The organism is Halopenitus salinus, from assembly GCF_055397165.1.
Genome location: NZ_AP043853.1, coordinates 528,686 through 545,560, shown reverse-complemented (window position 1 = coordinate 545,560; position 16,875 = coordinate 528,686). Strand labels below are relative to the sequence as shown.

Here is a 16,875-nt window from a genome sequence, read left to right as displayed (position 1 = left end):
GGGTCGAGCGGTCCCATAAATCACGCGGCGGACCGCGGATCTCGAGACCGGACCGTGGGAGACCCGGAGTCGCGACCGTCGAGGTCCGCGGTCCGCCGGAACGACAATTTATCCGCCTCGGAGCCGTTGGCGGCGTATGGAGCTTCGACGACTCGTGCGTGGCCGGATCGATTGGCCCGACATCGAACGAGTCGTCGCCGAACTCGCCGAGCGATACGGTCGCGAGGAGGTCCACGTCCGGTTTCTGGACGCCGACAACTGGCTGTCGACGCCGATGGTGCTCGACGACGACCTGTTCGTGAAGGTGATCACGCGCCAGAACACGCTCGTCCACGCGCTCTTTACCACCGGCCGAAACCTGGGGGCCTTCTCCTCGGGAACCGAGGGCTTCTTCGAGCGCTTCGAGACGCCCTACGAGATGGCGCGACACGAACTCGAGGCGACCGAACGGATGCGCGAGCTGGGGGTGAACGCCCCCGAGCCGATCGAGGCCGTCGAGATCGACGGCATGGGCGTTCTCGTCTCGGAGTACCTCCCGGAGTTCCGTCCCCTCGACGAGCTCGACGAGGAACGCGAACGCGAGCTGGCCCCGGAGCTGTTCGCCGCGCTCTCGGTCCTCCACGACGCCGGCCTCGCACACGGCGATCTCCGTGCGGAGAACGTGTTGATCCTCGACGGCGTGCTCCACTTCATCGACGCGACGAACGTCGACGGCGAGGCCCGCGAGGACGCGCGTGCCTACGACCTGGCGAGCGCGCTCGCGTCCCTCGAGCCGCTCATCGGATCGCGACGGGCCGTCGAGGCGGCGCTTTCGGTCTACACGCCCGAGGAGCTGCTTTCGGCCCGACGCTTCCTCGATTTCGTCTCGATCCGGCCGGACCACGACTTCGACGCGACCGGGCTGAAAGGCGAGATCGAAAAGCGTGCGACCGCGGATCCCGGAGGAGCCGGAGAGCGGTTCGAGGGACGTGGCGGCGATACGACCGGAACCCCTCCACAGTGATTCCCTCAACAATCATCTCCTCCACCGTGGCCCGGCCCGGTTCGGGCTCTCACCGGCGGATCTCGAACCCCTCGATACCCTGCGGGTCCTCGCGTTCGACGCTCACGTCGTCGACGGACGCCGCCGGACTGCCGGCGTGACACCACTCGATCATCGCCTCGACGGCGTCCGGGTCCCCCTCGAAGACGGCCTCGACGCGTCCGTCATCCAGGTTCCGAACCCATCCGTCGACGTCGCGATCGTGGGCGGTATCTCGCGTCGTCGCCCGGTAGTAGACGCCCTGTACGCGTCCGGAGACGTGAACGTGTGCGCGAACGCGGTCCGTGTCGGGGCCGTCTTTCGGGACGTCCGTCGATTCCTCCTTTGATCCCCCTTCAGTCCTTGATCCCCCTGCGGATCCGGTGTCCATACGCGCGCAACGAACGGCCGAGATATATACCCGGCGACGACCGAGGAGGTGTATGGACCTCTTTGGAACCGCGGGGATCCGCGGCGCCGCCGAAACGCGAGTGACGCCGGATCTCGCGCTCGCGGTCGGCCGAGCCGTGGCACGCGAGGTGGCCGAGGAACGCGAGCGGTCAGGGGGATCGACGGCATCGACGGCAGCGGCGGAAGCGTCGAGGGCGTCGGAGCGGACGGAGGCGCCGGATCTACCGGAGATCGTGATCGCCAGGGACGGGCGCGTCACGGGCCCGGCGCTCGCGGACGCGGCCGCCGCCGGCGCGAGTTCCGCGGGTGCAGAGGTGCGTCGCGCGGGCGTCCTTCCGACCCCGGCGCTCGCGTACGCTGCCCGCGATCGCTACGGGATCGCCTTCACCGCCTCGCACAACCCGCCGGCCGACAACGGGATCAAGCTCTTCCGGAACGGCGTCGAGTTCGACCGCGACCTGGAGACGGCGGTCGAAGAGCGCGTCGCGGGGAACGGCGAGCCGGCCGAGTGGGACCGGTGGACGACCCCCGAGTCGATCGAGGTCCTCTCCGACTACCGGTCGGCGGTCGCGGAGTACGCTCGCGGGTTCGGGGTCCCGGCCGACGGGCTTCGGATCGTCGTCGACTGCGGCAACGGCATGGCCTCGCTCGCGACCCCGCAGGTGCTCGGCGCGCTCGGGGCCGAGGTGGTGACGCTCAACGCGAACGTGGACGGCCACTTCCCGGGACGCGGGAGCAAGCCGACCCCGGAGACCATAACCGACCTCCGGGAGTTCATCGCGGACGCCAACGAGGGTATCGACGAGCCCGGACGATCCCCGGACGGCGGCGAGGATACGGAGGGGTTCGCCTTCGGAATCGCCCACGACGGCGACGCGGACCGGATCGTGATCGTCGACGCGGACGGCGAGATCGTCCACGAGGACACCGTGCTCGCGATCCTCGCGGAGCGCTACACGCGAGCGAGCGACGCGGACGATCCGGTGGTCGTGACGACCCCGAACGCCTCCGGGCGGATCGACGAGCGGGTTCGTGCGGCCGGCGGCCGGACGGAGCGGGTCCGGCTCGGCGCGCTCCACGAGGGGATCGCCCGAGTTCGTGCGGAGGCGGACGCACGACCCGGCGGGGATCCCGATCCGGACCGTGAATCCGACCGTGACGCGAACGAGCCCCGCTCGACCCGGGTCGTCTTCGCCGCCGAGCCGTGGAAACACACCCACGTCGGCTTCGGCGAGTGGATGGACGGCGTCTGCTCGGCCGCGGTGCTCGCGCGGCTCGTCGCGGAATCGGGACTCGATGCCCTCCGCGAGCCCGTGACGGAACGCCCCTACCGCAAGGTGAGTCTCGAGTGTCCCGACGCCCGCAAGTCCACCGCGATGGCTCGCCTCGAGGGCGCGCTTCCGGAGGCCTTCCCGGAGGCCTCCGTCTCGAGTGAACACGGCGTCCGCCTCGAGTTCCCGGACGCGAGCTGGCTGCTCGTGCGTCCCTCCGGAACCGAACCGTACGTCCGGCTGTACGCGGAAAGCGACGACGTGGACGCGCTCGTCGAACAGGCTCGGTCGGTCGTCGGGGAAGCGATCGATCGAGCCGACGACGCCTGAAGGTCGGGTCTCGGAGCGCGTTCAGCATCGGTCGGTCACGAGCAACAACCCTTTTCGGACGCGAACACGAAGCGCGGGTATGGCAGACGACGAACCGGCCGACGGCGGCGAGGAAGTGGGCGACTCAAACGGATCGGCGCAGGACCCGAGCGAGGGATCCGACGAGGAGAAGTCCTTCCGCGAACGCGTCGAGGAGATCCGCGAGCGCCGCGAGCAGGAGCGTGAGGAGGGCGAGGGCGAGGGCGAACGCCCGAGTCCCGAGGAGATGATGGGCGGCGGTCCGGGCGGGCCGGGCGGCATGGGCGGAGGCGGCGGCAACCCGTTCGCACAGATGATGTCGGGCATGATGGGCGGCGGTCCGGGCGGACCGGGCGGCATGGGCGGCGGCCCCGGCGGACGTCCCGACGAGCGAGGCGGAGACGAGGGTGCCGGCAACGAGGAGCTCGTTCGCGAGGTCCGACAGCTGCGCGACGAGGTTCGCGACGCCACCCGGCAGCTGCAGCGGATCGCGCAGGCGCTCGAGGACGACTGAGGCGGCTTCCGGCGCGGACCGCCACGCGGGGTCCGATCGACTCCGACGCTTCGCAACGCCTTTGAATCGAGGCGTCGGCCATGCTGTATGGGGATTCCCGAGGAGCGCATCGACCGGCTGTTGACGCTCGCGCGGGAGGCGGTCGTCCTCGAGGAACTCGATCGTTCGCGCGAACTCGTTCGGCGCGCGCGCCGAATCGCGGAGCGAAACCGGTGTCCCGTTCCCCGGGAGTTCGAACGCCGTACCTGTGACTCCTGTGACGTCTACCTCCGTCCGAGCGTCACCGCGCGGGTCCGGACTCGTCCCGGCCGCGTCGTCGTGCGCTGTCTCGAGTGCGGTGCGACACATCGGTATCCGTTCTCGTGACGGTTCGGGACGCTTTGTGTGGCGTCGCGATACGCCCGCGATTCTCAAGTTTCAACTAGCGTCGCCCCGTCGATGGTTACATGTCGGACCAGGAACTGCGCAAGGAGGCCCACGACGTGGACGTCACGGTCTGGGTCGGCAAGGCGGGGATCGAGGCCGTGATCGACGAGCTGTCGGACCAACTCGAGGACCGCAAGCTCGTGAAGGTGAAGTTCCTCCGGTCGGCCCGCGGCGGGACCACCGTCGAGGAACTGGCCGACGAGCTCGCGACGGCGGTCGAGGCGGACCTCGTCGAGACGCGCGGAAACACGGCAGTGTACCATCGATGAACGTCCCGGCGGTAGCACAGATCCAGCCGGTCCAGGACGCGTTGACGCCGTTTCTCGGCGTGGAGTTCGCGGGGACGGTCACCTCGGCGATCGTCTTTCTGGCCGTGGTTCTCGCGGTGCTCGTGATCAACCGGACGCTTTTGACCCCGATCGTCGAGCGGGTCCTCGACAGACGCGGACTCGAGGAGCACGCGCGACGTCCGCTGAACAAGATCGCCTCGATCGTCGTGATCTTCGCCGGGATCGCGGTGGCCTTCGGCCTCGCGGGCTACGGGAGCTTCCTGCAGTCGCTCGCGACGATCGCCGCCGCGGCCACGCTCGCGGTCGGCTTCGCGCTTCAGGAGGTGATCCGGAACTTCGTCGCCGGCGTCTTCATCTACACGGACAGACCCTTCCGGATCGGCGACTGGATCGAGTGGAACGGAAACTCCGGCGTCGTCGAGGACATCTCGTTTCGCGTCACTCGCGTTCGAACCTTCGACAACGAGCTTCTCACCGTCCCGAACTACGAGTTGACGAACGGCGTCGTCAAGAATCCGGTCGCGAAGGACACCCTCCGGCTCAAGTTCGTCTTCGGCATCGACTACGAGGACGACATCGACCGCGCCACCGAGATCATCGTCGAGGAGGCGGAGGCGCACGCGGAGATCCTCGAGGACCCCGCGCCGTCGGTCCGACTGAACGAACTCGCGGACTCCTACGTCGGGCTCCAATCGCGCGTCTGGATCGCGAATCCCTCGCGGGCCGACTTCGTGAGGACGCGCGCCGAGTACGTCCAGTCGGTCAAGGAGCGGTTCGACGAGGCCGGCATCTCGATCCCGTTCCCCCAGCGGACCGTCTCCGGCCGCGACGCCTGGGAGGACCCGGTTTCCTTCGGCGGCGATCCCTGATCACGGTTCGCCGACGCGTCACAGGACGACCCGAATCTCGCCGGGCGGCGGATCAACCGTCGTCGGGATCGCCGACGTCCTCGGGGACGTCCGCGTCCGTCCGGAACTCCCGAAAGAGGTTCTCGAAGTCCGCGTGGCTGTCCATGCTCGTGATCGCCTCGTCGAGCGAGCCTTTGAGCTCGTCGAGACGCTCTGTGAGTTCGTCGTACTCCTCGCTCTCCTCGAGGGTTGCTCGTCCCTTCTCGGACTCGAGGACGGCCCGCTTCGAGGCCAGAGAGAAGAACTCCTGAACCCCCGCGTCGTACTGGCTGCGGCGGTTGAGCTCCTCGACGGTCTCCCGGAGGGCCTCCTTCGTGACCGGCTTCACCAGGTAGTCGTCGAACCCCATCTCGACGATGTCGAAATCCGGCTCGACGGCCGTCACCATCGCAACCCGACAGTCGATCCCGCGCTCGCGGACCGTCTCCAACACCTCGTCTCCGGAGAGTCCGGGCATTCGTCGATCCAGGAGGATCACGTCGATGTCCTCCGAGAGGGCGTCGAGCGCCTCCTGGCCGCCGTAGGCAGTTCGGACGCGGTACTCGTCGCCGAGCCACGCGGCGTATAGATCCGCCAGATCAGGTTCGTCCTCGACCACGAGGACGAGCGGGGGTTCCTCACTCATGGGTCATCGAGTTGGCGACAGAGTCGCTTGCTCGAAGGTTGTGTCGTCTTTGCATATCAAAATACCCCTTGTGGATCGGTTTCGCTGGTTTCTCCCGATCGGGGGGATGGCTCCGGGCGCCGTCGAGTACGGATCGCGTCTCGAGAGGCCGCGATCACTCCTGCGGGCTGTAGTTCGGCGCCTCGTCCGTGATCATCACGTCGTGCGGGTGGCCCTCGGTCTGGCCCGCGGCGGAGACGCGGACGAACTCGGCGCGCTCCTTCACGCCCGGGATCGTCTCGGCGCCGACGTATCCCATCCCGGAGCGCATCCCGCCGACGAGCTGGTAGAGCTCGGAGGCGAGAGAGCCCTTGTAGGGCGTCGCGGCCTCGACGCCCTCGGGGACGAAGTCCTCGTCCTCGTCGGCGTCCTTGAGGTATCGGTCGCCGCCGCCGGACTGCATCGCGCCGACCGAGCCCATCCCGCGGTACTGCTTGTACTTCTTGCCGTTCATCGTGATCACGCGCCCCGGCGCCTCGTCGGTGCCCGCGAAGTAGGACCCGAGCATGACGGCGTCCGCGCCGGCGGCGATCGCCTTGATCGCGTCGCCCGAATAGCGGATCCCTCCGTCGGCGATGACGGGGACGTCCTCCTCCGAGGCGACGTCCGCGACCTCCGAGACCGCCGTGATCTGGGGCATCCCGGCGCCGGAGACGACGCGGGTGGTACAGATCGATCCCGGTCCGATGCCGACCTTGAGCCCGTCCGCGAAGTCGACGGCGGCCTCGGCCGCCTCGCGCGTCCCGACGTTTCCGACGACCACGTCGGCGTCCACCGTCTCGCCGATCGCCCGCGCCGAATCGAGCACGTTCATGTTGTGTGCGTGCGCGCAGTCGATGAACAGCACGTCCGCTCCGGCCTCGTCCGCGGCCACGGCGCGGTCCTCCTCGAAGGGCCCGACGGCGACGCCGGCGATCAGACGGCCCTCCGCGTCGCGGGCGGCCTGTTCGTGCTCGCGGCGCTGGAGGACGCCCTGCATCGTCACGAGGCCGACGAGCCTGTCGTCCTCGTCGACGACCGGGACGCGCTCGATCTTGTGGTCGTACATCAGCTCCAGCGCCTCCCTGGCGGTCACGTCCTCGTCGGCCGTGATGACCTCGTCGGTCATCGCCTCGCGGACGGCGTCCTCCTCGCCGACCTCGAGGTAGGGACGGATGTCCGTTCCCGAGATGATGCCGAGGACGACGTCGTCGTCGTCGACGACCGGGGCGCCGGAGACGCCCTCGCGTTCCATCGTCGCGTCCGCCTCGCGAACGGTCATCTCCGGGGTCACCGTCACGACGTCCTCCCGGCGGATGACGAGTTCGTGTGCGCGTTTGACCTGCTCTACTGCCGCCGCCGTCTCCTCGACGGTCATGTTGCGGTGGAGCACGCCGAGTCCCCCCTCGCGAGCCATCGCGATCGCGAGTTCGGCCTCCGTGACGGTGTCCATCGCCGCGGAGAGGACGGGGACGTTGATCTCCACGTTTCGCGAGACGCGCGAGGAGACGTCCGCCTCGTCGGGCTCGACCCGACTTTCCTTGGGTCGCAAGAGGACGTCGTCGAAGGTCAACGCCTCCGGGACGCGGAGCTTCTCGGAGAACGGGCCGCCGGTGGGAGAATCCTTCGCCATATAAATCGTCGTTGCGTCGCCAGCAAAAACGTTGCGAGTCGTCACCGTCGTGTATCCGATTGCCAACCGACGACGATGAATGACCAGCTTCGTGGATCGATCCGTGAAGCGACCGCCGTGGCTTGACCTTCGTGGGTCGACTTCCGTGGCTCGACCTCCGCCACCCTCCGTGGCCGATCGCGGGTTCGGGTGGTCCCGATGGCGTCGCGATCGAATGACTCCGTCGTTCGCCGGACATCGAGGCGGACGAACGATCGAAAACGTCCACGAAACCCCCCGATCACACGCGAACGATCGCGATCGAGGATCGGTATGTGAATGCGGGTCGCACAACGTTTATCAGCGATCCATCTGTAACTACGAGTATGGACTCCGACAGTCCCGCCAGTGTGAGTGTTGCCGGACGGCCGATCGCGTTCGCGAAGCCCGGCACATTTACATTTACTGTTACTGGGGACTGCACGGACCGCTCCGGACTCGACGCCACGCGCGTGCGCCGCGGCTATCGTGGCCCGTCCGGACACCGCCGTTTGCCCGACGGTGAGGGCGTGCCGGCCTGAATGAGCGTCTCCAGGCACCCGGTCGCGCTCCGTCTCGAGGAGCGCGTCGGCGGCGCGACCAGACTGCTCGCCACCGTGATGGCGCTTCCGCTCATCGACGGGATCTTCCCGGCGCTCGTGTTGGCCGGCGCCCTCTCGACGTTCGTCGGCGTCGTCGAGACCGGACTGTTGATCTTCGGCGGCTCCGCGACCATGGCGGTCATCCTCGCCGAGATGGACGGAACCAGACGCGAGCAGGTCCGGTCGGTGCTCGCGATCGGCGCGCTCGTCGTTCCGGTCGCCGCGCTTCAGGCCGCGATCGCGCCGACGATCGCCGGACTGCTCGATCTGGCGGTCTTCCAGCGGTTCGCGGGCCTCGTGATACTCACCGTGGCCGCGAAGACGGCCTCCTCGAAGGTCGGGGACGTGTTACCGAACCCCAGCGTGATCATCGCGCTCGGGCTCGTCGCGAGCGTCTCGCCGGCGGGCGCCGAGGTGGCGTTCTCGAGCGACCCCGAGGTCGTCGTCCGTGGCGCCGCGGCCGCCGCGGTCGGCGTCGCGTTCGCGCTCGCCGTCGCTCTGGCGGCGCCTCGACTCCGCGGACAGGTGGACATCGACCGCTTTCGGTTCGGCTCCGCTGTCGCGCTCGGCGTGCTCGCGTTGCCGATCCTCGGCCTGCTCGAGACGGACGCGCCCATCGCGCTCGCGGTGCTCGTCGTCACCGCCCTGTTCGCGTACGACCCGACGGATACCGTCGAGACGTCGACGCCCGCCGCGTCCGCCGAGGACCAAACGAACGAGGACGGGACGTCCGAGATCCCGAGCGGAGACGACGCGTCCGTGACGGGACCCGAGGCCGACGTCGAGCCCTCCCGTGCGGAGACGGACCCTGACCCGGTCGACGAGGGCGCGACCCGCGCGCCCTGGCTGTGAGCACGGGACGGTCCGCTCCACGCACGGTCCGCTCCACAGGACGGCCCGCCCGAGGACATGCTTATTGGGACGGGGGCTGTTCGACTCCGTATGTTCCGCGAGGATCGACGGGGGGTGAGCGAGGTGATCGGGTTCGTGCTCGTCTTCTCGCTCGTGGTCGCCTCCGTCGGGATCGTCTTCACCGTCGGGCTCGGCGGCCTCCAGGACGCCCGCGACACGGAGCGGGTGACGAACGCCGAGCGCGCCTTCGACGTCCTCGCGGAGAACTACCGAGACGTGCTGGCCGGCACGCCCTCGCGGTCGACCCAGATCCGGCTTTCGGGCGCGGACATGCGCGCCGGCGACGACGTCGAGTTCGAGGTCCGCGACGGCGACGGCAACACGACCGCCTCCTGGAGCGTGACGTCCATCGTCTTCGCGGTCGACGACGAATCGATCCGGTTCGTCAACGGCGCCGTGATCCGCGAAAGTCGCGACGGGGCCGTCATGATTCAGGATCCCCCCGGGTTCGTCGGGGCCGATCGCGCGCTGTTTCAGGACGTGGCGTTCAAAAACGGCGGTCCCGCGGGCGTCGGCGGCGATCGGACGGTCCAGGTCCGAACCGAACACACGAGCAACTCGGACAACATCGGGTCGAACGTCTACGAGAACACGACCGGCCGGGAGCTGTGGATCGTGACTCACAATCCCGAACCGTGGAGAACCTACTACGGCGACCGGGGATTGTCCTGTGGGGTGACGGACCTCGCGGACGACGACCGCGATCGCGTCGAGTGCGAGCTCGACGGTCTCGACCGGTTCGTCGTGGTCGATCAGGGCTCGATCACGTTCTCGTTCGAGTAGGCTTCCCGGCTCGCCGAGCGCGCCTCCTCACTTCTCGAGCGCGTTTGCGACCTTCTCGATCGGATGGGGCGGCTCGCCGTCGGTCTCGACCTCGAGGTGGTCGAGCTGCGACCGACAGGACGCCCCGGGAGCGACGACCGTCTCGCCGGAGCTGTCGCCGACCTGCTCGGCGAGAATTCCCCCGATCGACTCGCTCATCGAGAGGTGTTCCGCCTCGTAGCCGAAGGACCCGGCCATCCCACAACACGTCGAATCGAGCGGGTCGACCGAATACCCAGCCCGTCGGAGGACCCCGACCGCGTGGTGGTCCTTCGTCGTGGACTTCTGGTGGCAGTGGCCGTGGTAGACCAGGCTCTCGGCGGGCGCCTCGAGCGGGAGGTCCTCGTCCAGCCGGAGGACGTCGATGAACTCACAGACCCCGTAGGCGTTCTCCGCGACGCGGACGACCGACTCGTCGTCGCTGCCGAGGATGTCGAGGTAGTCCGACTGCAGCATCACCGCGTCCGAGGGCTCGACGCTCACGACGCTCCAGCCGTCCTCGAGGTACGGATCGAGTTCGTCGACGGTCGCGCGCGCGGTCTCGCGAGCGCGATCGATGAACCCCTTCGAGTACGCCGGCCGGCCGCTCCCGTCGACGTCGGGGATCGCGACGTGGCAGTCGGCGGCCTCGAGGACCCGTATCGCGGCCTTTCCGGCGGCCGGGTGCATGTAGGTCGTGTAGACGTCCGGCAGCAGGAACACGCGGTGGGCGGCCTCCTCGACCGGAACGGCGGCGCCGCCGCGTGCCTCGAACCAGTCGATCAGGCTCTCCGATCGGAACCGGGGGAGGTCGCGCTCGCTTGCGATCCCGACCGTCTTCTCCATCGCCCAGCTCGCGCCGGGGAGGTTCGGAAGCGCGTTCGCGATCGGCGCCAGGGTCGAGCCGATCGGCGCGAGCGTCTCGATGCTCGCGAACAGTCGGTCCCGGAAGCTCGATCCGTGCTCCTGGTGGCGGGCGTGTGCCACCTCGGCTTTCAGCTTCGCCATGTCCACCTCGCTCGGACAGTCCTTCGAACAGCCCTTACAGCCGATACACAGATCGAGGACCTCGTTCGCGAACTCGTCGTCGGTCGGGTCCTCGGGGAGATCGCCGGACATCGCCCCGCGGAGCATGTTCGCGCGTCCGCGGGTCGCCTGTATCTCCTCGTCGGCGGCCCGGTAGGTCGGACACATCACGCCCCCGGTCGTCTCCTGGGGACCGCGACAGCCGCCACAGCCGTGACACAGCTCCACCATCCCCTGCATCCCGTTCTCGTTGGCCCACTCGAGGGCCGGATCGAATCCGGCCTCGAAGTCGTACTCGGGGGAAAACCGGAGGTTCTCGGTCATGTCGATGTCGCCACACACCTGGCCGGGGTTCAACAGCCAGTCGGGATCGAAGGCGGTCTTCAGCTCGCGGAACGCGGTCCAGAGGTCCTCGCCGTAGAGCTTCCGGTTCCACTGGGTCCGCGCGCGTCCGTCGCCGTGCTCGCCGGAGATCGACCCGCCGAGGCTCACGACCACGTCGGAGACGGCCTCGGCGATCGACTCCATGGTCTCTACGCCCTCGACGGTCTTCGTGTCGATGAGCGGCCGAACGTGTAGGACGCCCGGACCGGCGTGCGCGTAGAAGGCCGCGAAGGTGCCGTGGTCCTCGAGGATGCGCTGGAACTCGCGTGCGTACTCCGGGAGGTGTTCGGGCGGGATCGCACAGTCCTCGATGAAGGAGATGTGCTTGGCGTCGGAGGTCCGGCCGAGCAGGATCGGAAGCCCCGACTTGCGCATCTTCCAGAACCGCTCGCGGGTCGACTCGTCGTGTGCCTCCATCGCCGCGACCGCGTTGTGCGGCGCGTCGGTGATCCCGGCGGCGCCGTCGCTCGGGTCCGCCTCCGAGTCGCCGTCCGGAACGCGGTCGGCGATCAGGTCGGCCACCTTCCGGCGTCCCTCGGCGTCGTCGTCGGCGTAGAACTCCACGAGGAGCGCGGAGTCGGTCCCCTCGGGCAACATCCCGACGACGTCGCCGAACTTCTCCGTGTCCCCGGCCAGTCCGAGCAGCACGTCGTCCATCACCTCGACGGCGGCCGGATCGTGTTCGAGGATCGGGGCCACGTCCTCCATCGCGTCCACGAGGCTCCCGTAGGTCAAGAGCGCGACCGCCTTCGTCTCGGGAACCTCCTCCAGGGAGACGGTCGCGCGGGTCACGACCGCGAGCGTCCCCTCGCTGCCCGCCAGCAGTCGCCCGAGGTTGACGGTCCCCTCGTCGCCGTACTCGCCGCGGTACTCCGCGAGCAGGCGGTCGAGGTTGTACCCCGAGACGTTGCGTTTCAGCTCCGGGAAGCGCGCGTCGATCTCCTCGGCCTCCTCGTCGATGATCCGGACGACCGCGGCGGCGATCCGTGCCTCGAGATCGACGTCGTCGCTCGTCCTCTCCCCGACCTCGGAGTCGTCCGGAGGGCCCGCTCTCTCGAGAGCAGCCTCCGCCTCGTCCGCCCGTTCGCGAAGCTCCTCGACGGCGACCTCGCCGAAGGTGGTCACGGTGCCGTCGGCCAGGACGACCTCCAGCTCCTCGACGTAGTGGTCGGTCTTGCCGTAGACGAGCGAGTGCGATCCGGTCGAGTTGTTGCCGATCGCTCCCCCGATCGCCGACTTGTCACGCCAGGCGGGATCGGGCGCGAACTTCAGTTCGTCCGTCTCGAGCTCGCGGTTGAGATCGCCGATGTACGCGCCGGCGTCGACGGTCGCGGTGCGCCCCTCGACGTCGATCTCCCGCACCTCGTCCATGTGTCGCGAGAGGTCCAACACGACCGCCTCGTTGACGGTCTGGCCGGCCAGCGAGGTTCCACCGCCGCGCGGCAGGACCGGAACGCCCTCCTCGAAGCAGTAGGAGACGACGGCGGCGACGTCCGCCGTCGACCGGGGCAACACCACCCCGATCGGCGTCACCTCGTAGGCGGACGCGTCGGTGGCGTACAGCTGTCGGGTGTAGGCGTCGAACCGGACCTCGCCGTCGACGCGGGCCGAAAGCGCCTCCATCAGCTCCGGTCGCTCGAGCTCGCCGCCCCGGTAGTCGAAGTCCGCGTCGACGAGCGGGTCCACCTCCCCCGTGGATCCGTCCGCGTGTTTGCTCATACGCCCGGGTGGAACTCCGGCGACATAAAGCGTGCTCACCGCCTCGACGGAGTTCGACGGCGAGGTCGAAGAACGCGATCGAAAAAAGCGGTCCGCGGATCGAGTTGCGTTTGCGGTGATCAGGCGGTAACGGCCCGCTCCGGCTCGTCCTCGAGCGTTTCCTCGCTTTCCGTCCCGTCGGTGACGGCTCCGGCGAGGGCGCCGGCGAGTTCGATCACGGCCTCGGCGTGTTCGGCCCGCGAGCCGTGCATCGTCATGGGCGACGTGCCGAGTTCACGATAGGTCCGGAGGTCCTCGGACTCGAGGATCCCGTTCTCGTGGAACTCCCGCGAGATCGTACCGAGCAGGTTGTGGACGTGGATGAGTTCGTTCTTCTGCATGTCGATCCGATACGGGATCCACACGGGTAAATCCGTCGCCGATCGAAGGACAGTATCCGGCGACCCCCCGGAACTATCACCTTCGATCCTTATAAATCAACGATCCCAAAGGATCGTTAATTGTGAATCCATAGCAAGCCCTAATAGGTGGCCGTTGCAACCTTTCACCACTCGGCCTACGGAGGGCCAGACCCACCAATGACTGACAACGAACTCATCTGGCGAATCTCCGGGGGATCCGGCGACGGGATCGCCTCGACGAGCCAGAACTTCGCGAAGGCCCTGATGCGCTCGGGGCTTCACGTGTTCACACATCGGCATTATCCGTCGCGGATCCGCGGTGGCCACACCTACACCGAGATCCGCGCGAACGCCGATCCCGTCCGCTCGCGCGGCGACGGGTACAACTTCCTGCTGGCGCTCGGCGACTCTTTCGCCCGCAATCCCCAGGAGGAGGCCATCTACGGCAACGAGGAGATCAAACCCCTCTCGGAGAACCTCGACGAGCTCCGCGAGGGCGGCGTGATCGTCTACGACGAGGGGCTCTTGGATCCCTCGGAGATCCCCGACTTCGAGGAGCGCGCGGCGGAGAACGACTGGCACGTTTATCCCCTCGATCTCCGCGGACTCGCCCGCGAACACGGCCGCGAGATCATGCGCAACACCGCCGGCATCGGCGCGACGTGCGCGCTCATCGGGATGGACCTCGACCACGTCGAGGACCTGATGCGCGACGCCATGCCCGAGAAGATCCTCGAGCCGAACCTCGAGGTGCTCGAGATCGCCTACGATTCGGTCCGCGAGGACTACGACGTCGACGCCCACGACGTCTCGGTTCCCACCGGCGAACACGACGAGGAGCAGGTCCTGCTTTCGGGCTCGGACGCCATCTCCTACGGAGCGATCGACGAGGGATGCCGGTTCATCGCCGGCTACCCGATGACGCCGTGGACGGAGGTCTTTACGATCATGACGAAGAACCTGCCCGAACTGGGCGGGATCTCCGAACAGGTCGAAGACGAGATCGCCGCGGCCGCGCTCGCGGTCGGCGCCTCACACGCCGGCGTCAAGGCGATGTCCGGCTCCTCCGGCGGCGGCTTCGCGTTGATGTCCGAGCCGCTCGGGCTCGCGGAGATGACGGAGACGCCGGTCGTGCTCGTCGAGGCGATGCGCGCCGGCCCCTCGACCGGCATGCCGACCAAGCCCGAACAGTCCGACCTCGAACACGTCCTCTACACCTCCCAGGGCGACTCCCAGCGCGTCGTGTTGGCTCCGGGGACCGTAGAGGAGGCCTACGAACAGAGCCGGCTCGCCTTCGAGCTCGCCTACGAGTACCAGATCCCGACGATCCTGCTTTACGACCAGAAGCTCGGCGGGGAGCTCGTCAACGTCCCCAAGAGCCACTTCGACCGCGAGCCGAACGCGAGCCTCGGCAAGACGCTCTCGGAGGCACAGCTCACGGAGGAGCCGCACTCCGCCGACGGCAAGTTCCACCGGTTCCAACACGACGTCGACGACGGCGTCTCGCCGCGGTCGATCCCCGGCCAGAAGGGCGGACGCTATCTGGCGACCGGCAACGAACACGGTCCGAGCGGACACATCAGCGAGGATCCCGACAACCGCGTCGCCCAGATCGACCGACGGACCCAGAAGCTCGAGGCGATCCGCGAGCGACTGGACGGCGAGGACACCCAGACCTACATGGGCCCCGAGGAGGCCGACTACGGCATCATGACCTTCGGCAGCCAGCAGGGCACCGTCCAGGAGGCCGTCGAGGTGCTCAACGCGGAGGGCCACTCGGTCAAGGCGCTCGGCGTCTCGGACATGCTGCCGTTCGCGACCGAGGAGGTCGAGGCGTTCATCGAGAGCGTCGACGAGGTGCTCGTCGTCGAGATGACCGCCTCGGGTCAGTTCCGCGGTCTCGTCCAGAAGAACCTCGGCCGGTACGGCGAGAAGCTCTCGAGCCTGTTGAAGTACAACGGAAACCCCTTCGAACCCGCGGAGATCGTCGAGGGATTCGAGTCGATCGTCGTCGACGGCGGCGATCTGGACAGTTCCACGACCACCTTCGTCCCCGCAGCAGGTGATTAATCATGAGCGCATTCTCAGCCATCGGCGAGGAACGCGAGATCGACCAAGACGAGTACACGCCCGGCGTCGAGCCGCAGCCGACGTGGTGTCCGGGCTGTGGCGACTTCAGCGTCCTCAAGTCGCTCAAACAGGCGCTTCCCGAGATCGGCCGCAGTCCCGAGGAGACGCTTCTCGTGACCGGGATCGGCTGTTCGGGCAAGCTGAACAGCTATCTCGACTCCTACGGCTTCCACACGATCCACGGGCGATCGCTACCGGTCGCGCGTGCCGCGAAGCTCGCCAACCCCGACCTCGAGGTCATCGCGGCCGGCGGCGACGGCGACGGCTACGGGATCGGCGGGAACCACTTCACCCACACGGCCCGTGAGAACCACGACATGACCTACATCGTGTTCAACAACGAGATCTTCGGGCTCACGAAGGGACAGACCTCCCCGACGAGCCCGAAGGGCCACAAGTCGAAGACGCAACCCCACGGCAGCGCCAAGGAGCCGGTGAAGCCGCTCTCGCTGTCGCTCAACGCCGGCGCGTCATACGTGGCGCGAACGGCCGCGGTCAATCCCAACCAGGCCAAGGAGATCCTGATCGAGGCGATGGAACACGACGGGTTCGCCCACGTGGACTTCCTCACCCAGTGTCCCACCTGGAACAAGGACGCCCGCCAGTACGTCCCCTACATCGACGTCAACGACTCCGACGACTACGACTTCGACGTCCACGACCGCGTCGAGGCCGCGGAGATGATGCGGACCACGGAGGAGGCCCTCTACGAGGGCGAGGTCCTCACCGGCCGGTTCTACGTCGACGAGGAGCGTCCCTCCTATCAACAGGAGAAGCAGGCCATCGGCGAGATGCCCGAGGAGCCGCTCGCCGAGCGCTACTGGGACGACGACTACGAGTGGGAACGGTCCTACGACCGCTTCCTCGACAAGCACGCCTAATCGCTCCTGGCGTCTCCCGCGACTTCGCCGTCGGATTCGCTCTTGAAAAGACCGTTTACGTGTTCGCAAGGTATTTTTTCCGTGGCGCGAAACGTACGTCCATGAGCACCGCATCGACGGAGGAACGCATCCTCTCCGTGTTGGAGGAGGACGCACAGGCCTCCTACGCAGAGATCGCGGACCGCGCCGACGTCTCGAAGCCGACGGTCAGAAAGTACATCCGCCGGCTCGAGGACGAGGGCGTCATCGTCGGCTACTCCGCGGACGTCGACCCCAAGAAGCTCTCGGGGCAGTCGATCGCGCTCGTCGGCATGGACGTCGACAGCGGCAAGTACGTCGAGGTGACCCGGACGCTGAAAGATCTCCCGGAGATCGAGGCGCTTTACACCTCCTCGGGCGACCACATGCTGATGGCCGAGGTCCGCGCGAACGACGGCGACGAGCTCGGCGACGTCATCTCCGAGAAGCTGTTGGCCGTCGACGGGGTTACCGCCGCCCATCCCTCGTTCCTTCAGGAGCGGTTGAAGTAGGTCCCG

General features: G+C 67.8%; 17 protein-coding genes. 12 read left to right on the top strand and 5 right to left on the bottom strand.

Translation table 11 applies throughout. From position 1 onward, the window contains the following. The first annotated feature begins 136 nt into the window (after positions 1–136). Positions 137–1,003 carry an RIO1 family regulatory kinase/ATPase domain-containing protein gene (locus ACZ5YD_RS04495; protein ID WP_379745173.1) on the top strand — a complete coding sequence of 289 codons (867 nt, stop codon included), beginning with the start codon at positions 137–139 and terminating at the stop codon, positions 1,001–1,003. Between the two features lie 49 nt (positions 1,004–1,052). On the opposite strand, the gene ACZ5YD_RS04490 is transcribed toward ACZ5YD_RS04495, so the two are convergent. Beyond that, complete coding sequence (locus ACZ5YD_RS04490; protein ID WP_379745176.1) at positions 1,053–1,412, bottom strand: acylphosphatase; 360 nt, start codon at positions 1,410–1,412, stop codon at positions 1,053–1,055. A 52-nt stretch (positions 1,413–1,464) separates the two neighbouring features. Here ACZ5YD_RS04490 and ACZ5YD_RS04485 point away from each other — a divergent pair, with 52 nt between their 5' ends. The 5 genes from ACZ5YD_RS04485 (at position 1,465) to ACZ5YD_RS04465 (ending at position 5,150) form a co-directional block, all read left to right on the top strand. After that, entirely contained in the window at positions 1,465–3,033 is a 1,569-nt protein-coding gene (locus tag ACZ5YD_RS04485) for a phosphohexomutase domain-containing protein (RefSeq protein ID WP_379745179.1), read from the top strand. Between the two features lie 79 nt (positions 3,034–3,112). After that, positions 3,113–3,565, top strand: coding sequence for a hypothetical protein (locus tag ACZ5YD_RS04480; protein WP_379745182.1), 453 nt, complete (start codon positions 3,113–3,115; stop codon positions 3,563–3,565). Positions 3,566–3,652: 87 nt separating this feature from the next. Continuing rightward, complete coding sequence (locus ACZ5YD_RS04475; RefSeq protein ID WP_379745185.1) at positions 3,653–3,931, top strand: ribonuclease P protein component 4; 279 nt, start codon at positions 3,653–3,655, stop codon at positions 3,929–3,931. Positions 3,932–4,011: 80 nt separating this feature from the next. Further along, positions 4,012–4,260, top strand: coding sequence for a YhbY family RNA-binding protein (locus ACZ5YD_RS04470; protein WP_379745188.1), 249 nt, complete (start codon positions 4,012–4,014; stop codon positions 4,258–4,260). Continuing rightward, entirely contained in the window at positions 4,257–5,150 is an 894-nt protein-coding gene (locus ACZ5YD_RS04465) for a mechanosensitive ion channel family protein (protein ID WP_379745191.1), read from the top strand. The genes ACZ5YD_RS04470 and ACZ5YD_RS04465 overlap by 4 nt, the downstream gene beginning before the upstream one ends. A 52-nt stretch (positions 5,151–5,202) precedes the next feature. On the opposite strand, the gene ACZ5YD_RS04460 is transcribed toward ACZ5YD_RS04465, so the two are convergent. Beyond that, entirely contained in the window at positions 5,203–5,814 is a 612-nt protein-coding gene (locus ACZ5YD_RS04460; protein ID WP_379745194.1) for a response regulator transcription factor, read from the bottom strand. A 154-nt stretch (positions 5,815–5,968) separates the two neighbouring features. After that, positions 5,969–7,465, bottom strand: coding sequence for an IMP dehydrogenase (guaB, locus tag ACZ5YD_RS04455; RefSeq protein WP_379745197.1), 1,497 nt, complete (start codon positions 7,463–7,465; stop codon positions 5,969–5,971). 365 nt (positions 7,466–7,830) lie between these two features. On the opposite strand from guaB, the gene ACZ5YD_RS04450 reads away from it, so the two are divergent. From ACZ5YD_RS04450 to ACZ5YD_RS04440, 3 genes are all read left to right on the top strand, one after another. After that, positions 7,831–8,025 (top strand): hypothetical protein, encoded by a 195-nt coding sequence (locus ACZ5YD_RS04450; RefSeq protein ID WP_379745200.1) that lies wholly within the window; start codon positions 7,831–7,833, stop codon positions 8,023–8,025. Beyond that, positions 8,026–8,937 carry a DUF5794 domain-containing protein gene (locus tag ACZ5YD_RS04445; RefSeq protein ID WP_379745203.1) on the top strand — a complete coding sequence of 304 codons (912 nt, stop codon included), beginning with the start codon at positions 8,026–8,028 and terminating at the stop codon, positions 8,935–8,937. 90 nt (positions 8,938–9,027) lie between these two features. Continuing rightward, complete coding sequence (locus tag ACZ5YD_RS04440; RefSeq protein ID WP_379745206.1) at positions 9,028–9,780, top strand: DUF7289 family protein; 753 nt, start codon at positions 9,028–9,030, stop codon at positions 9,778–9,780. A gap of 27 nt (positions 9,781–9,807) precedes the next feature. Here the strand turns inward: ACZ5YD_RS04440 and ACZ5YD_RS04435 are convergent, their stop codons facing one another. Both ACZ5YD_RS04435 and ACZ5YD_RS04430 read right to left on the bottom strand, forming a co-directional pair. Further along, positions 9,808–12,927 (bottom strand): FAD-binding and (Fe-S)-binding domain-containing protein, encoded by a 3,120-nt coding sequence (locus ACZ5YD_RS04435; RefSeq protein ID WP_379745210.1) that lies wholly within the window; start codon positions 12,925–12,927, stop codon positions 9,808–9,810. A 119-nt stretch (positions 12,928–13,046) separates the two neighbouring features. Continuing rightward, positions 13,047–13,307, bottom strand: a complete 261-nt coding sequence (locus ACZ5YD_RS04430) for a UPF0058 family protein (RefSeq protein WP_379745213.1) — start codon at positions 13,305–13,307, stop codon at positions 13,047–13,049. Between the two features lie 198 nt (positions 13,308–13,505). Between ACZ5YD_RS04430 and ACZ5YD_RS04425 the strand changes: the two genes are divergently transcribed. The 3 genes from ACZ5YD_RS04425 (at position 13,506) to lrpA1 (ending at position 16,869) form a co-directional block, all read left to right on the top strand. Continuing rightward, positions 13,506–15,398, top strand: coding sequence for a 2-oxoacid:acceptor oxidoreductase subunit alpha (locus ACZ5YD_RS04425; protein ID WP_379745216.1), 1,893 nt, complete (start codon positions 13,506–13,508; stop codon positions 15,396–15,398). 2 nt (positions 15,399–15,400) lie between these two features. Further along, positions 15,401–16,339: a thiamine pyrophosphate-dependent enzyme gene (locus tag ACZ5YD_RS04420; protein WP_379745219.1), complete on the top strand. Its 939-nt coding sequence runs from the start codon at positions 15,401–15,403 to the stop codon at positions 16,337–16,339. Positions 16,340–16,440: 101 nt separating this feature from the next. Continuing rightward, entirely contained in the window at positions 16,441–16,869 is a 429-nt protein-coding gene (gene lrpA1, locus ACZ5YD_RS04415; protein ID WP_379745222.1) for an HTH-type transcriptional regulator LrpA1, read from the top strand. Positions 16,870–16,875: the final 6 nt, after the last annotated feature.

Excerpts from the sequence above, each read along its gene's own strand:
- ACZ5YD_RS04495 (WP_379745173.1), top strand. The coding sequence starts at position 137 with ATGGAGCTTCGACGACTCGTGCGTGGCCGGATCGATTGGCCCGACATC.
- ACZ5YD_RS04490 (WP_379745176.1), bottom strand. The coding sequence starts at position 1,412 with ATGGACACCGGATCCGCAGGGGGATCAAGGACTGAAGGGGGATCAAAG.
- ACZ5YD_RS04485 (WP_379745179.1), top strand. The coding sequence starts at position 1,465 with ATGGACCTCTTTGGAACCGCGGGGATCCGCGGCGCCGCCGAAACGCGA.
- ACZ5YD_RS04480 (WP_379745182.1), top strand. The coding sequence starts at position 3,113 with ATGGCAGACGACGAACCGGCCGACGGCGGCGAGGAAGTGGGCGACTCA.
- ACZ5YD_RS04475 (WP_379745185.1), top strand. The coding sequence starts at position 3,653 with ATGGGGATTCCCGAGGAGCGCATCGACCGGCTGTTGACGCTCGCGCGG.
- ACZ5YD_RS04470 (WP_379745188.1), top strand. The coding sequence starts at position 4,012 with ATGTCGGACCAGGAACTGCGCAAGGAGGCCCACGACGTGGACGTCACG.
- ACZ5YD_RS04465 (WP_379745191.1), top strand. The coding sequence starts at position 4,257 with ATGAACGTCCCGGCGGTAGCACAGATCCAGCCGGTCCAGGACGCGTTG.
- ACZ5YD_RS04460 (WP_379745194.1), bottom strand. The coding sequence starts at position 5,814 with ATGAGTGAGGAACCCCCGCTCGTCCTCGTGGTCGAGGACGAACCTGAT.
- guaB (WP_379745197.1), bottom strand. The coding sequence starts at position 7,465 with ATGGCGAAGGATTCTCCCACCGGCGGCCCGTTCTCCGAGAAGCTCCGC.
- ACZ5YD_RS04450 (WP_379745200.1), top strand. The coding sequence starts at position 7,831 with ATGGACTCCGACAGTCCCGCCAGTGTGAGTGTTGCCGGACGGCCGATC.
- ACZ5YD_RS04445 (WP_379745203.1), top strand. The coding sequence starts at position 8,026 with ATGAGCGTCTCCAGGCACCCGGTCGCGCTCCGTCTCGAGGAGCGCGTC.
- ACZ5YD_RS04440 (WP_379745206.1), top strand. The coding sequence starts at position 9,028 with ATGTTCCGCGAGGATCGACGGGGGGTGAGCGAGGTGATCGGGTTCGTG.
- ACZ5YD_RS04435 (WP_379745210.1), bottom strand. The coding sequence starts at position 12,927 with ATGAGCAAACACGCGGACGGATCCACGGGGGAGGTGGACCCGCTCGTC.
- ACZ5YD_RS04430 (WP_379745213.1), bottom strand. The coding sequence starts at position 13,307 with ATGCAGAAGAACGAACTCATCCACGTCCACAACCTGCTCGGTACGATC.
- ACZ5YD_RS04425 (WP_379745216.1), top strand. The coding sequence starts at position 13,506 with ATGACTGACAACGAACTCATCTGGCGAATCTCCGGGGGATCCGGCGAC.
- ACZ5YD_RS04420 (WP_379745219.1), top strand. The coding sequence starts at position 15,401 with ATGAGCGCATTCTCAGCCATCGGCGAGGAACGCGAGATCGACCAAGAC.
- lrpA1 (WP_379745222.1), top strand. The coding sequence starts at position 16,441 with ATGAGCACCGCATCGACGGAGGAACGCATCCTCTCCGTGTTGGAGGAG.